This window comes from Nonomuraea sp. NPDC003201 (genome assembly GCF_053590415.1).
Genome location: NZ_JBSFTC010000001.1, coordinates 208,078 through 222,369, shown reverse-complemented (window position 1 = coordinate 222,369; position 14,292 = coordinate 208,078). Strand labels below are relative to the sequence as shown.

Genomic DNA, 14,292 nt, shown 5'->3' with positions numbered 1-14,292 from the left:
GGAGGTGATCCTCAGCAGGCTGCACTAGGGTGATGGCTTCCTGAAATATCCGTATATATCCGTTATGGAGGCCATATGCCGGTCACTCGCCGAGATCTGCTCAAGGTCGGCGCCGGAGCCGCGGCGGCGGCCCTGGCGGGCACGGAGACGGCGGCGGCGACCGCCTCCGCCTCCGCAGCGGGCCGGTTCGACCTGGCGGCGCCCGCCGACCAGCTGATCTGGAAGAAGGCGCTGTACGACGAGACCGTGCTGCAGTCGTTCGCCTTCGACAACACCAACGGGCACATCTACCTGGCCCAGCTGAAGAACGGCTCAGGCTCGGCGGCGGCCGGAGATCTCTGCGTGACCAAGCTGAGCCTGTCCGGATCGGTGCTCGGCCACATGTACCTCATGGGCTTCGGCCACGGCGTGCAGATCGGCGTCGAGCCGTCAGGCAGCTCCGCCTACCTGTGGACGGAGACCGACGCGGTCGCCGACGGCTCGGGGAACGCGTGGGGGCGGCGGCTGGCGAGGTTCAAGTTCGTCAACGGCCAGACGCTCACGCCGTCGTCCTCGGCGCTCACCAAGTACACCCTGATCTCGGGCGCGACCAGCACCACCTGCGCCATCGACCCGTCCACCAACCGGCTGATCATGCGCTGCCGGGTCGGCGGCCAGGCGCGGTTCGTGGCGTACTCGCTGGCGGCGGTCAAGGCGGGCACGGCCAAGAAGCTGTACGACGTCGCGCAGCCGTCCGGTCTGGGCGTCTTCCAGGGCTACACGGCTTACGGCAACTACCTCTACCTGCTCGACGGCACGGCGTACGGCTCCTCCAACCCCGCGCCGGGCAACACGTACATCACCTGCGTCGACCTGCGCACGGGCGCCAAAGTCCAGCGCTCGCTCAGCCAGGCGGGCAAGTCCCTGGACTACCGCGAGCCGGAGGGCATGGCGATCCAGATCGTGTCGGGACGGCCCAGGCTGTGCCTCGGCCTCGCCTCGGGCGCCGCGGGAGCCCGCAAGGCCAGCATCTTCTACAAGTCCGCCCTCGTCTGAGCAACAGACCGCGTCCGCGGCCGGACGCCGGATCCAGGCGGGCGCGGCCTTGGAGCGGATCCGGGGCGGGATGCGCGGTGTGACAGGTGTGGACCGGCTGATCGGCGGAAAATGTGGTGACCGCGCCGGAAGGGGCCCGGTAGCCTGCCGGGATGGGCCACGTCGAAGTAGGACATCTCACGTACGTGCTGCCCGACGGGCGGCCCCTGCTCAACGACGTGTCCTTCCGGATCGGCGAAGGCGTCAAAGCGGCGCTCGTCGGGCCGAACGGCGCGGGCAAGACCACGCTCATGCGGCTGATCGCCGGTGACCTCCAGCCGGTCGACGGCAGCGTGGCGAGCTCCGGCGGGCTGGGCGTGATGCGCCAGTTCATCGGCAGCGTGCGCGACGGGAGCAACGTGCGCGACCTGCTGCTCGGCGTCGCCCCACCGGCCGTGCGCAAGGCGGCCGAGCGGCTCGACGCGGCCGAGCTGGTCATGATGGAGCGCGACGACGAGAAGACGCAGATGCGTTACGCGCAGGCCATCAGCGACTACACCGACGCGGGTGGCTACGACATCGAGGTGTTGTGGGACACGTGTACGGTGGCCGCGCTCGGCGTCCCGTACGAAAGGGTGAAATATCGGGACGTGTCCACGCTGTCCGGCGGCGAGCAGAAGCGGCTCGTCCTGGAGGCGCTGCTGCGCGGCCCCGACCAGACGCTGCTGCTCGACGAGCCCGACAACTACCTCGACGTCCCCGGCAAGGAGTGGCTGGAGCAGCAGCTCAGGGAGACACCCAAGACCGTGCTGCTGGTCAGCCACGACCGCCAGCTCCTGGCGAACGCGGCCGACCGCATCGTGACCGTCGAGTCCGGCAACATCTGGATCCACGGCGGCGGGTTCGGCACGTACACCGAGGCCCGCAAGGCCCGCAACGAGCGCCTCGACGAGCTGCGCAGGCGCTGGGACGAAGAGCACGCCAAGCTCAAGGCCCTGGTCAACATGCTCAAGAACAAGGCGAGATACAACGACGGCATGGCCGCCCCGTACCACGCCGCCCAGACCCGGCTGCGCAAGTTCGTGGAGGCGGGCCCGCCGGAGACGCCTCCCAACGACCAGAACATCAAGATGCGCCTCAGGGGCGGCCGCACCGGCAAGCGCGCGATCACCTGCGAGGTGCTCGAGCTCACCGGTCTCATGAGCCCGTTCGACCTGGAGGTCTGGTACGGCGAGCGCGTCGCGGTCCTCGGCTCCAACGGCTCGGGCAAGTCCCACTTCCTGCGCCTGCTGGCCGGAGAGCCGGTCAACCACGAGGGGGTCGCCAAGCTCGGCGCCCGCGTGGTCCCCGGCCACTTCGCCCAGACGCACGCCAGGCCCGACCTGCTCGGCCGCACCCCGGTCGAGATCGTCATGACCGAGCACGCCAAGCTCAAGAACGAGGCCATGAAGACGCTGGCCCGCTACGAGCTGGCGGGGCTGATCGCCGAGCAGCGGTTCGACACGCTCTCCGGCGGGCAGCAGGCCCGGCTGCAGATCCTGCTGCTCGAACTGTCCGGGGCCACGTTGCTGCTGCTCGACGAGCCGACCGACAACCTCGACCTGGCCAGCGCGGAGGCGCTGCAGGCCGGCCTCGACGCGTTCGACGGCACGGTCGTGGCGGTCACCCACGACCGCTGGTTCGCCGCCGACTTCGACCGCTACCTGGTCTTCGGCTCCGACGGCACGGTCTACGAGTCGTCCGAGCCGGTTTGGGACGAGGCCAGGGTCGTACGTCCCCGTTAAAGAGTTGGTACGCCTGGCGCGTGTCCTCTGCCAGCCGTGCCCATGCACGGGTTATCACGGCAAAGTGATCCCGCGCAGTCGAACCGTCAGCCTGCTCGCACTCTGCGCACTCGGGGCGATCTGCCTCTCCGGGTGCGCGAGCGAGAAGCGACCCGTGCAAGAGCTCAAGCCCCTTGCGCTCAAGGAGCAGGTCTCCAATATCGTCAAATCCGCCGACGGGTACGCCGTCACCTGGGCGGGTGTGCTCAGCAACGCCAACCCGTGGCACTTCGGAGAGCACGTGGTGGCCACGATCGTCGGACACGACGCCAAGGGCACCGAGGTGGTCAGGATGGACCAGCCGCTCGACGCCGTGCCGCCGGGCGGTTCGCTGGCCTTCACCGGCCAGGCCACCGCATCCGAGAAGCCGGCGAAGGTGACGATCCAGTACCGTCCCGCGCGCTGGCGGGCGGCGGCGCGGATTCCCTCCGCGTTCCAGCGGTTCCCTGTCAGCCGAGTCCAGACATTGCCCCAGAAAGACGGCTCATACCTTATTACTGGATATGTCGGCAATCCCTATCAAATGTCGGCCAGCAGTCTCGTCGTGAACGCGTTGCTGCGCGACAAAGCGGGCAAACTCCTCGGCGGCGGGAGCACATTCGTGGACGACGTCAAAACCGGAAGTCCGCCGCGATTCATCCTCACCGTGTCAGGGCTGCCCCAAGGGACAAAGGTCGCGAGGACTGACATCACGGCCCGGACCTGGGGCTCGACCGGCCGTCCCTACGAGGAACTGGCGCTCGCCGGAGCCGCGCCGGTCCATACCGTCAAGCCGGTGACCGAGCCGTTCTCGGTAGATCGGAGCACACAGGTCGTGTCGGAGCATAAACAATGAATTGGGTAAAATCCAAAGGCGTTGTTATACCGACACCCCGAAAGCGGTAGAACTACTAGTTACCAATCAATTACCTTCGGTCATATGAATGACCGCGTCCTGGTCGAAGCACTCCGCGCCCGTGACCCGGGCGCGCTCGCCGCGCTCTATGACACGTACGCGGAGAGCGTCTACCGCTACTGCTGGTCCCTCCTGCTGAACGCGGACAGCGCCCAGGTGGCGCTCCGCGACACCCTCATCGCGGCGGAGGCGCACGCGGGCGCGCTGGCCGACCCGGACAGGCTGCGCACCTGGCTGTACGCGCTGGCCCGCGCCGAATGCCTGCGCCGCCGGGCCGCCGCGCCGCCGGGGTCCGCCGAGGCCCTGGCCAAGGCCCCGCCGCCGCACGACGCGGCCGACGCCGACCTGCGGGTCATGGCCTGGAACGCCGTCCAGAGCCTGCCCGTCGCCGACCGCGAGGCCCTGGAGCTCACGTACCGGCACTCGCTGCCCGCGCCGGAGCTGGCCCAGGTGCTGGGGACGCGGCAGGTCGAGCAGGTCCTGGAGGGGGCGCGCGAGCGGCTGCGCGACGCGATCACCGCCGAGATCCTCGCCTTGAAGGGCCCGTACGACTGCCCGCAGCGGGCCGCGATCCTGGCCGGGTTCTCCGGCGAGCTGACCCAGGAGATGCGCGAACGCCTGGTCCGGCACCTGCGGCGCTGCGAGACCTGTGCGCCGCACCGCACCCGCGAGGTGTCGCCCGCCAAGGTCCTCGGGCTGCTGCCCCAGCAGACCCTGCCCGACACGCTCCGCCTGCGGGTGATGAGCTGCTTCGTCGACCCCGAACTCCTGCCGTACCGCCGTTACGTCGCCAGGCGTACGGGCAACCTGGGCGCCGCCGGATTTCCCGTTCCCGCGGACAGGAACGCTCGAGGGTGGCCTAAGGCGCTGGCAGGCGCGCTGGCGGCGGTCGCGGCCGTGGTGGCGATAGCGCTGATCTTCCATCAGCTCGAGACCGAGGAGGGCGGGGTGTCGGGGGTGGCGACGGCCGCGTTCCCGGCCACGGGCGAGCCGCCCGCCATCCGCCTGCCCTGGCGCTCCTCCGACCCCCCGGACGTGGCGGTGACGGGCGATCCCGTCCTGGACAGCAGGACCACCCGTCCGATCGGCGTCACCGGCGTCCCGATGCTGGTGCCGTCCGTCGCGCCGGTCCGCGACTCCGTACGCTCTTCGTCGGAGGCCGACGTGCCCGCGTTCCACGACCCCTCCGACCCTCCTCAGCCGTCGGACTGGCAGCCCCCGACGTACGTCCCCCAGCTTCCACCGTCCCCGCCGACGCACCGGCCACCGGCGGGCGGCCCGCCCCATGAGGACGACCCGCCACCCTCCGCCCCCGGCACCCGCACCCCTTGCCCCACCCCGACCACCACCCCGGTCCAAACCCCCACCCAGACCCCCACCCCACCCACCACGACCACCCCCACCGAAGCCCCCTCACCCACCACCACCGGCTGACCGGCCATCGCCTGAATCCGTGAGCGGCGATCACGTTACGTAAGTGAATTGCCGGGAACTGTGTGCATAGAGTAACCATGTGTTTCTGGGGGGACCAATGCGCGCATTCCGGGCCGGGCTCCTCGTGTGCTGCCTGGTCGTCGCTCTGTGCCCGCCTGTCGTGGCCGACCCCGTCCCCTCCTCGCGGGAGGTGCGCAAGGCCCGGCAGGCCGCGCAGGACCGTTCGCGGCAGCTGGGGGCGGCCAGCGCCCACCTGGCCACCGCGCAGGCGCGGTTGGACGGGATGGCGGCCGCGGTGGAGCGACTGGTGGAGGCGTACAACGGCGAGCTGGTCAGGCTGCGGCAGGCCGACCAGACCTATGCGCAGGCCAGAGCGCGGCTGGCGTCGGCGGACGCGGAGGTGGAGCGGGCCAGGCAGGCCGTCGCGCTGCTGGCGGCGCAGAGCTACGGCGGGCTGGGGCTGATGACCCCGGTCGTCAGCATGATCGTCGATCAGGGCGACAGGGAGGGCGTCCTGCGCAGAGCGGGCCTGCTGGCGCAGATGAGGAGCGAACAGTCGGCGATCCTCGGCAGTGTGCGCGACGCGCAGGAGGTGGCCGCCATCCTGCGTACGCAGGCCGCGAACGCCTACGCCGCCCACCGGGTCCTCTCGGAGCGGGTCGCGCTGGCCAAGACCGTGGCCGAGCAGGCGGTGGCCCGGCAGCGGCAGGAGACGACGGAGCTGCAGGCCCGTACGGTGGTCCTCCAGCGCCGGGTGGACGCGGCCCGCACCCGCGCGGAGCTGCTGGCCAGGCAGCGGGCCGCGGCACTGCAGAGCATGGCCACCGGGGGCTCGGCCATGGGGGACGTGGCGGCCGACTGGGCGCTGACCCAGCTGGGCAAGGCGTACGTGTGGGCGGCCGCCGGCCCGGACACGTACGACTGCTCAGGGCTCGTGATGCGGGCCTGGGAGAAGGTGGGCATACGGCTGGACCACTGGACGGGCACCCAGTGGACGTCGGGCCCGCACGTGCCGCTGGACCAGCTCAGACGGGGCGACCTGCTGTTCTTCGGCTACGTCAGCAGCGACCCGGGCACCATCCACCACGTCGGGATCTACGTCGGCAACGGTCAGATGGTGCACGCGCCGCAGACCGGCGACGTCGTACGGGTCGCCTCGATCTGGCGCGGGGACCTGGTGGGCGCCACCAGGCCCCGCTGAGGGGGTCAGTGGTGACCCTCCTCCTTGGCCCGGCGGAAGGAACGCTCGATCTCGGCCTCGGCCTCGATGCGGCCGACCCAGTTGGCGCCCTCGACGGACTTGCCCGGCTCCAGGTCCTTGTAGACCTCGAAGAAGTGCTGGATCTCCAGGCGGTCGAACTCCGACACGTGATGGATGTCCTGGATGTGGTGCATCCGCGGGTCGGTCGAGGGGACGCAGAGGACCTTGTCGTCCCCGCCCTTCTCGTCCGTCATCCTGAACATGCCGACCGCCCGGCAGGTGATGTAGCACCCGGGGAAGGTCGGCTCCTGCAGCAGCACCAGCGCGTCCAGCGGGTCGCCGTCCTCGCCGAGGGTGTGCTCGATGAAGCCGTAGTCGGCGGGGTACTGCGTGGAGGTGAACAGGAGCCTGTCGAGCCTGATCTTCCCGGTCTCGTGGTCCACTTCGTACTTGTTCCGATTCCCCTTCGGAATCTCAACGACGACGTCGAACTCCACCGCGGTCCTTTCTCATGGGCCGATTCCGCTTCACCGGGCAGTGCCTGGTTCGGCTTCGTCTCCCGCACTCAAGCCCCCGGGGACCCCCGGTTGGGCGTTAATGTCTCGTAGGCGAACACAGGAGAGAGGCAGACGACGTGGCGCGGCACGACCGGTGGGTGATGTTGACCACTCTCGCCGTGCTGCAGGCCCTGACGATCGTCATCGGCGTTTACGCGATGACCACCGACTTCAGCCTGGGCGCGTTGACGAGGCAGCCTCCACCGACCAAGCCGACGGCGTCCCCGCCGGAAGGGTCTTCCTCCGTCCCCGTGGTCACCTCAGGGCCTGTGCTGGCCCAGCTTTCGGTGAAGTCAGGGGGCGGACCTCTCCCGACTAAGGGTACTTTGACGCGCCAGCTCACCAGTGCCCTGGGTGACGAAGCGCTCGGCTCTCATGTGGGCGCGGTGGTGCTCGACGCGGCCACCGGCGAACGGATTTTCGCCGCCAACGCCGACGTCCCCATCGTCCCGGCCTCGACCACGAAGATCGTCACGTGCTCCGCGGCCCTCGCCTCCCTCGGCCCGGACACGCGTCTGTCCACCAGGGTCGTCCAGGGTGCGAAGCCGGGCACGGCCATCCTGGTCGGAGGCGGCGACCCGATGCTGGCCGGCCCGTCGGCGAAACCGACGTACCCGAAGCAGGCCAGCCTGGCCACCCTGGCGGCCCGCACGGCCGCCACCCTCAAGTCGCAAAACGTTCGAAAAATCACCCTTTCGTACGACACCTCGTTGTTCGTCGGTTCACCGATCGCGCCCGGCTGGAAGCCGAACTACGTCCCGGACGGCGAGGTCGCGCCCGTCTACGCCTTGACCATCGACGAAGGCCGCCAGAATCCCCGTTTCCATCAGCCCCGGGTCTCCAACCCGCCCCAGTACGCCGCCGTGGCCTTCGCCAAGTTGCTGGCCAGGCAGGGGATCACGGTCGCCAGGTCCGTGAAGCCCGACAAGGCCCCGGCGGGCGCCCCCGAGCTGGGCCGGGTGGACTCCGCCCCGATCTACTCCCTCGTCGAGCACACGCTCACCCGAAGTGACAACGACATGGCCGAGGCCCTGGCCAGGCACGTGGCCATCAAGGAAGGCCAGGAGGCGTCGTTCGAAGGGGGCAACAAGGCGGTTGTGGCGGTGCTCCAGCGGCTCGGGGCCGCGCAGGGGATCTCGCTCTCCGACGGCAGCGGCCTGTCCACCCGCAACCGCATCAGCCCCAGCGCCCTGGCCAAGCTGATCGCCATGGCCGGCTCCACGAGCCAGCCCAACCTGCACGCCATCGCCTCCGGCATGCCGATCGCGGGCTTCTCCGGCACGCTGGGGAACGGCCGGCGGTTCACGGGCAGCGACAGCAGGGGGCAGGTGGGGCTCGTACGCGCCAAGACCGGCACGCTGAACAACGTCAACACGCTGGCGGGCATGGCGACCACGAAGGACGGGCGGCTGGTGACCTTCGCGTTCATGGCGGACCGCGTCCCTGTCACGGCCGAACCCGTACTCGACCGCCTCGCCGCCACCGTGGCAAGGTCCTGATCGCGCTCCCTGGGATGGTCGCTCCTTCGCGTGCTTATGGCGATCCTTCGGATCGCGGCTCAGTCGCTGGGGTCCGGTGTCTTCCCTCGTCGCTCGGTCGCTTCGCTCCCTCCCTCCTCAGTCCAGACACCGGCGCTCCTTCGCAGGTTGGGCATCGAGCACGTACGGTGGACGGTATGCAGGTGATCGACTGGGATCTGGCTGTCTCGACCGGCACGCGCCTGGTGCGCCCCGGTCCTCAAGTGAGCCGGGAGGAGGCCAGGCAGGCCGTCACCGAGCTCCGTACCCTGTCGCGTGAGGCCGAGGGCCACGTGCGCGAGTTCACCAAGATCCACGCGGAGGCCGCGCCACAGGCCGCGACCATCGTCGACCGGCCCGGCTGGATCAAGGCGAACGTCGAGGGCTTCCGCGTGGTGCTCGAGCCGTTGACGGAGCGCATGGGCAGCGGCGACAACCAGCCGCCCGCCATCGTCACCGCCGTGGGCTCCCGCATCACGGGCGTCGAGGTCGGGGCCGTCCTGGCCTTCCTCGCCTCGCGGGTCCTCGGGCAGTACGAGCTGTTCCTCCCGCCCGACCCCACGGGCCAGGAGCCCGCGGGCCGGCTGACGCTCGTCGCCCCCAACATCGTCCACGCCGAGCGCGAGATGGGCGTCGACCCGCACGACTTCCGCCTGTGGGTGTGCCTGCACGAGGAGACGCACCGGGTGCAGTTCACGGGCGTGCCGTGGCTGCGCGAATACGTCCGGTCGCAGATGACCGAGTTCCTGCTCGCCTCCGACCTCGACCTGCCCACGCTGCTCGAACGCCTCCGCAGCGCCGCCGACACGGTGGCCGACGTGGTGCGCGGCGGGGAGGGCAACCTCATCGACGCCATCCAGTCGCCGGGGCAGAAGGAGATCCTCGACCGCCTGACGGCCGTGATGACCCTGGTGGAGGGGCACGGCGACTACGTCATGGACGCGGTGGGCCCGTCCGTGGTGCCCTCGGTGGGCGACATCCGCGCCAAGTTCGCCCAGCGCCGGGAGGGCGGCTCCCGCCTCGACCGTACGGTGCGGCGGCTGCTGGGGATCGACCTCAAGATGAAGCAGTACGCGGAGGGGTCGGCGTTCGTGCGGAAGGTGGTGGACCGGGTGGGGATGGATGGCTTCAACAAGATCTGGACCTCTCCCGAGACGCTTCCGACGACGCCGGAGATCTCCGACCCGGACGCCTGGATCAGCCGAGTCATCGGCACCCCAGCCCTCCCGGCCTGACCCTCCCACCCCGGCCCCTTACGCCAGCGTCCGCCCAGCGGGCTGCGAAGGCGGCCGGCGGTGGGCGGGTGGCGCAGGTGCCTCGTGATGCAGGTGCGTGAGGCCGACGTTCCGTCCCCCTGGGGTGCCGCGTCGATAAGGCGCGGTGCGGCGGAGTTCGGCGCACTGCGACGGCGGGCGGCATGGCGTAGGCGGCGGGCGGTTGGTGGCCTGGTGTGGTGTGGGTGGTGTTGGGGTGAGAATGGCACCCGTGGGTCCACATCCAGCCGTAGCCGACGTGCGCCGGGCAGTGCGTGAGGCGCTGGCCGACGTCGAGGAAGGCGCGCTCGTGCTGGCCGCCTGCAGCGGCGGGGCCGACTCCCTCGCGCTGGCGGCGGCGCTGGCGTTCGTGGCGCCCCGGACGGGCCTCAGCGCAGGGCTGCTCACCGTGGATCACCAGCTCCAGCCCGGCTCGGCCGAGCGGGCCCGGACGGTCGCGGACATAGGGGTCCGCCGGCTGGACCTGAGCCCGGCCGAGGTTCTCACCGTCACGGTCGGCACCGAGGGCGGCCCCGAGGCGGCGGCTCGGGACGCGAGGTACGCCGCGCTGGCCCAGGCGGCCGATCGGCTCCAGGCGGAGGCGGTCCTGCTCGGGCACACCCGCGACGACCAGGCGGAGACGGTGCTCCTGGGCCTGGCCAGGGGGAGCGGCGTCAGGTCCCTGTCCGGGATGGCGGCACGCAGCAGGCGCTACCGCAGGCCGTTCCTGAACATCCCCAGGGCCACCACCGTCAAGGCCTGCGCGGCCATGGGGCTCGACCCCTGGGACGACCCCCACAACGAGGACCCCCGCTACACGAGGGTCCGCGTGCGAAGGAGGGTCCTGCCCGTCCTCGAGGCGGAATTGGGCCCGGGGGTGGCCGAGGCGCTCGCGAGGACCGCTGGGATGGCGCGGGAGGATGCCGACGCTCTCGATCAATGGGCCGAATCGGCGTACCAAAATTGCGCTCTTAGCGATATTCCGGGATCGGTGACACTGGCCTTGCCAGAGCTGGAGAAGCTCCCCGACGCCGTCAGGCGGCGGGTGCTGCGGCGGGCGGCCATTGCGGCGGGAGCGCCGTCAGGGGCCCTCTCGGCCACGCACGTGCAGGCCGTGGATCGGCTGGTCACGAGCTGGCGCGGGCAGAAGGCCGTGGACCTGCCCGGGGGTCTGTCCGCTGTCCGGCGGTATGGCACCCTGATACTCGCCATCAGTCCCATCGCATAAGGAACCACAGGTGGACGCTGCCGACATGGGCCATGACCTGGAAAATGTCCTCATTCCCGAGGACAAGCTCCAGGCCAAGATCAAAGAGCTTGCCGGGCGGATCGACGAGGACTACGCGGGTAAAGACTTGCTGCTCGTGGGCGTGCTGAAGGGCGCCGTCATGGTGATGGCCGACCTGGCCAGATCCCTGCACGTGCCCGTGCAAATGGATTGGATGGCGGTGTCGTCGTACGGCGCGGGCACGAAGTCATCCGGCGTCGTACGCGTGCTGAAAGACCTCGACACCGACATCTTGGGCCGCGACGTGCTGATAGTCGAGGACATCATCGACTCCGGCCTGACCCTGCACTGGCTGTTGGAAAACCTGAAGTCGCGTAATCCCGCCTCACTTGAGATCTGCACCGCGCTGCGGAAACCCGACGCGGTGAAGGTGCCGATCGATGTGAAATACGTGGGGTTCGACATTCCCAACGAGTTCGTCATCGGTTACGGCCTCGACTACGCCGAGCGATACCGGAATCTGCCGTTCATCGGCACACTGGCCCCACACGTTTACAAGTAGCAATCTGGACCTCGGCCGGGAACACCGCGCACCGTGACGTACGTTGATAGGGCAAGGCCGGTGCAGCGGGCGGGTCCCCCCGTGCGCTCTGCCGGTGTACCTTCAGACTCCTGGAGGGTGACCGCGTGTCCCCCTCGGGTAGTCAGAAGTCGCGGTGCCGGATGCCGCGGCCCCGGGCCAGCCCGGGGTTCCAGGCCATGGTCAGGAAGGGACGGGCCCGCAAGGGGTTCCGCATCGGATGGATCTCAAGCGATTTACACGTGGGCCACTGCTGTGGATCCTGGGCATCGTCGTGCTGCTCCTACTCGTCACTCAGCTTTGGAGTGGCGGCGGTAATTACAAGCAGGCCGACACGTCACTGGTTCTCCAGCAGATTCGCGCCGGAAACGTCAGCAACGCCAAGATTGTCGACAAGGACAACCGGATCGAGGTGACGCTGACCAACCCCATCACGGTCAAGGCCGGCGACGCCCCGACGAAGCTGATCCAGTCCAACTGGGTCACCGGTTACGGCAGCAAGCTGACCGACGAACTCCAGGCTCAGTACGAGGCCGGCAAGACCAAGAGCTTCACCACCGAGGTGCCCCAGGAGAACTTCCTGGTCAGCATCCTGGTGAGCTTCCTGCCGATCGTCTTCATCGTGCTGATCTTCCTGTTCATCATGAACCAGATGCAGGGTGGCGGCTCCCGGGTGATGAACTTCGGCAAGTCGAAGGCCAAGCTCATCACCAAAGACACCCCCAAGACGACTTTCGCCGACGTCGCAGGCGCCGACGAGGCCATCGAGGAGCTCCAGGAGATCAAGGAGTTCCTGCAGGCCCCGGCCAAGTTCCAGGCGATCGGCGCCAAGATCCCCAAGGGCGTGCTGCTGTACGGCCCGCCCGGCACCGGTAAGACCCTGCTGGCCCGTGCCGTGGCCGGTGAGGCGGGTGTGCCGTTCTACTCGATCTCCGGTTCCGACTTCGTCGAGATGTTCGTCGGTGTCGGCGCCTCGCGTGTGCGCGACCTGTTCGAGCAGGCGAAGGCCAACGCCCCGGCGATCATCTTCATCGACGAGATCGACGCCGTCGGCCGCCACCGCGGCGCCGGCCTGGGCGGCGGTCACGACGAGCGCGAGCAGACGCTCAACCAGCTGCTCGTCGAGATGGACGGCTTCGACGTCAAGGGCGGCGTGATCCTCATCGCCGCGACCAACCGGCCCGACATCCTCGACCCGGCGCTGCTGCGCCCGGGCCGTTTCGACCGGCAGGTCACCGTCGACCGCCCCGACCTCGAGGGCCGCAAGGGCATCCTCAAGGTCCACGGCCGCGGCAAGCCGTTCGCCCCCAACGTCGACCTCGACGTCATCGCGCGCCGCACCCCCGGGTTCACCGGCGCCGACCTGGCCAACGTGATCAACGAGGCCGCCCTGCTCACCGCGCGGGCCGACCAGAAGCTGATCACGATGGACGTCCTCGAGGAGTCGATCGACCGCGTCATGGCAGGGCCCGAGCGCAAGTCGCGGGTCATGTCCGACAAGGAAAAGAAGATGATCGCCTACCACGAGGGCGGTCACGCGCTGGTGGCGCACGCGCTGCCCAACTCCGACCCGGTCCACAAGATCACGATCCTGTCCCGCGGCCGCGCCCTCGGTTACACGATGACGCTGCCGATGGAGGACAAGTTCCTGGCCACCAGGTCGGAGATGATGGACCAGCTCGCGATGCTGCTCGGCGGCCGCGCGGCGGAGGAGCTCGTCTTCCACGAGCCCACCACCGGCGCCTCCAACGACATCGAGAAGGCCACGGCGGTCGCCCGCCGCATGGTGACCGAGTACGGCATGAGCGAGCAGCTCGGCGCCCGTAAGTTCGGCACCGGCCAGGCCGAGGTGTTCCTGGGCCGCGAGATGGGCCACGAGCGCGACTACTCCGAGAAGATCGCCTCCACGATCGACGAGGAGGTCCGCCGGATGATCGAGACGGCGCACGACCAGGCGTGGGACATCCTGGTCGAATACCGCGACGTGCTCGACAACCTGGTGCTCGAGCTCATGGAGAAGGAGACGCTCTCCCGCGAGCAGGTGCTGCAGATCTTCGCCTCGGTCGTGGTCAGGGCGCACCGCCCGTCCTACGCGGGCTACGGCAAGCGGCTCCCCTCCGACCGTCCGCCGATCCTGACCCCCAAGGAGCAGTCGGCCAACGGCTCGCTCACCGCGGGCCACCAGGACGCCCTCCCGTCCGGGGACAGTGTGTGACTCAGTACGACGTCGACCTGGGCCGGATCGAGAAGGCCGTACGCGAGATCCTCTACGCCATCGGCGAGGATCCCGACCGTGACGGCCTCCTCGACACGCCGGCCCGGGTCGCCCGCGCCATGGCCGAGCAGTACTCAGGGCTCGGCCAGACGCCCGAAGACGTCCTGACCAAGGTCTTCGACGTCGATCACGACGAGATGGTGCTCGTCCGGGACATCGAGGTCTACTCGACCTGCGAGCACCACCTGGTCCCGTTCCACGGTGTGGCCCACGTGGGCTACATCCCCAACGACCGCGGCCAGGTGACGGGCCTGTCGAAGCTGGCCCGGCTGGTCGACGTGTTCGCCCGCCGCCCTCAGGTCCAGGAGCGCATGACGTCCCAGATCGCCGACGCTCTCATGCGGGTTCTGGAGCCGCGCGGAGTCATCGTGGTGGTCGAGGCCGAGCATCTGTGCATGACGATGCGCGGCGTACGCAAACCGGGCGCCAAGACCGTCACCTCGGCGGTTCGCGGCGATTTCCGCACGAGCGACAAGACCCGATCTGAGGCGATGGCGCTGATCCTGGGTCGTTGA

Annotated in this window: 12 protein-coding genes; 11 read left to right on the top strand and 1 reads right to left on the bottom strand. The window is 69.3% G+C overall.

Features of this window, described 5'->3' with window-relative positions; genetic code table 11:
- Window positions 1-75 precede the first annotated feature (75 nt).
- From ACWDX9_RS01055 to ACWDX9_RS01035, 5 genes are all read left to right on the top strand, one after another.
- Window positions 76-1,035 (top strand): phage baseplate protein, encoded by a 960-nt coding sequence (locus ACWDX9_RS01055; protein WP_449947475.1) that lies wholly within the window; start codon window positions 76-78, stop codon window positions 1,033-1,035.
- A gap of 152 nt (window positions 1,036-1,187) precedes the next feature.
- Window positions 1,188-2,798 (top strand): ABC-F family ATP-binding cassette domain-containing protein, encoded by a 1,611-nt coding sequence (locus ACWDX9_RS01050; RefSeq protein ID WP_449947473.1) that lies wholly within the window; start codon window positions 1,188-1,190, stop codon window positions 2,796-2,798.
- Between the two features lie 154 nt (window positions 2,799-2,952).
- Entirely contained in the window at window positions 2,953-3,672 is a 720-nt protein-coding gene (locus ACWDX9_RS01045) for a hypothetical protein (RefSeq protein ID WP_350723786.1), read from the top strand.
- 84 nt (window positions 3,673-3,756) lie between these two features.
- Window positions 3,757-5,166 (top strand): hypothetical protein, encoded by a 1,410-nt coding sequence (locus ACWDX9_RS01040; protein ID WP_449947470.1) that lies wholly within the window; start codon window positions 3,757-3,759, stop codon window positions 5,164-5,166.
- Window positions 5,167-5,263: 97 nt separating this feature from the next.
- On the top strand, window positions 5,264-6,367 hold the full coding sequence (locus ACWDX9_RS01035; protein ID WP_449947467.1) for an NlpC/P60 family protein: 1,104 nt from the start codon (window positions 5,264-5,266) through the stop codon (window positions 6,365-6,367).
- A gap of 5 nt (window positions 6,368-6,372) precedes the next feature.
- Here ACWDX9_RS01035 and ACWDX9_RS01030 read toward each other — a convergent pair whose 3' ends face one another.
- Window positions 6,373-6,864: an inorganic diphosphatase gene (locus tag ACWDX9_RS01030; protein WP_364245509.1), complete on the bottom strand. Its 492-nt coding sequence runs from the start codon at window positions 6,862-6,864 to the stop codon at window positions 6,373-6,375.
- Window positions 6,865-7,025: 161 nt separating this feature from the next.
- Between ACWDX9_RS01030 and dacB the strand changes: the two genes are divergently transcribed.
- From dacB to folE, 6 genes are all read left to right on the top strand, one after another.
- A complete protein-coding gene (gene dacB, locus ACWDX9_RS01025; RefSeq protein WP_449947733.1) occupies window positions 7,026-8,423 on the top strand; it encodes a D-alanyl-D-alanine carboxypeptidase/D-alanyl-D-alanine endopeptidase in 1,398 nt (465 codons plus the stop codon).
- A gap of 176 nt (window positions 8,424-8,599) precedes the next feature.
- Window positions 8,600-9,676, top strand: a complete 1,077-nt coding sequence (locus ACWDX9_RS01020; RefSeq protein ID WP_449947464.1) for a zinc-dependent metalloprotease — start codon at window positions 8,600-8,602, stop codon at window positions 9,674-9,676.
- 241 nt (window positions 9,677-9,917) lie between these two features.
- Window positions 9,918-10,922 (top strand): tRNA lysidine(34) synthetase TilS, encoded by a 1,005-nt coding sequence (gene tilS / locus ACWDX9_RS01015; protein WP_449947731.1) that lies wholly within the window; start codon window positions 9,918-9,920, stop codon window positions 10,920-10,922.
- A gap of 10 nt (window positions 10,923-10,932) precedes the next feature.
- Window positions 10,933-11,484 carry a hypoxanthine phosphoribosyltransferase gene (gene hpt, locus ACWDX9_RS01010; RefSeq protein WP_350723776.1) on the top strand — a complete coding sequence of 184 codons (552 nt, stop codon included), beginning with the start codon at window positions 10,933-10,935 and terminating at the stop codon, window positions 11,482-11,484.
- A 238-nt stretch (window positions 11,485-11,722) separates the two neighbouring features.
- Window positions 11,723-13,717, top strand: coding sequence for an ATP-dependent zinc metalloprotease FtsH (ftsH, locus tag ACWDX9_RS01005; RefSeq protein ID WP_449947461.1), 1,995 nt, complete (start codon window positions 11,723-11,725; stop codon window positions 13,715-13,717).
- The gene (folE, locus tag ACWDX9_RS01000) at window positions 13,714-14,292 is read left to right on the top strand and encodes a GTP cyclohydrolase I FolE (protein WP_357738099.1); all 579 of its coding nucleotides are present in this window, start codon (window positions 13,714-13,716) and stop codon (window positions 14,290-14,292) included. Before ftsH ends, folE begins: the two co-directional genes overlap by 4 nt.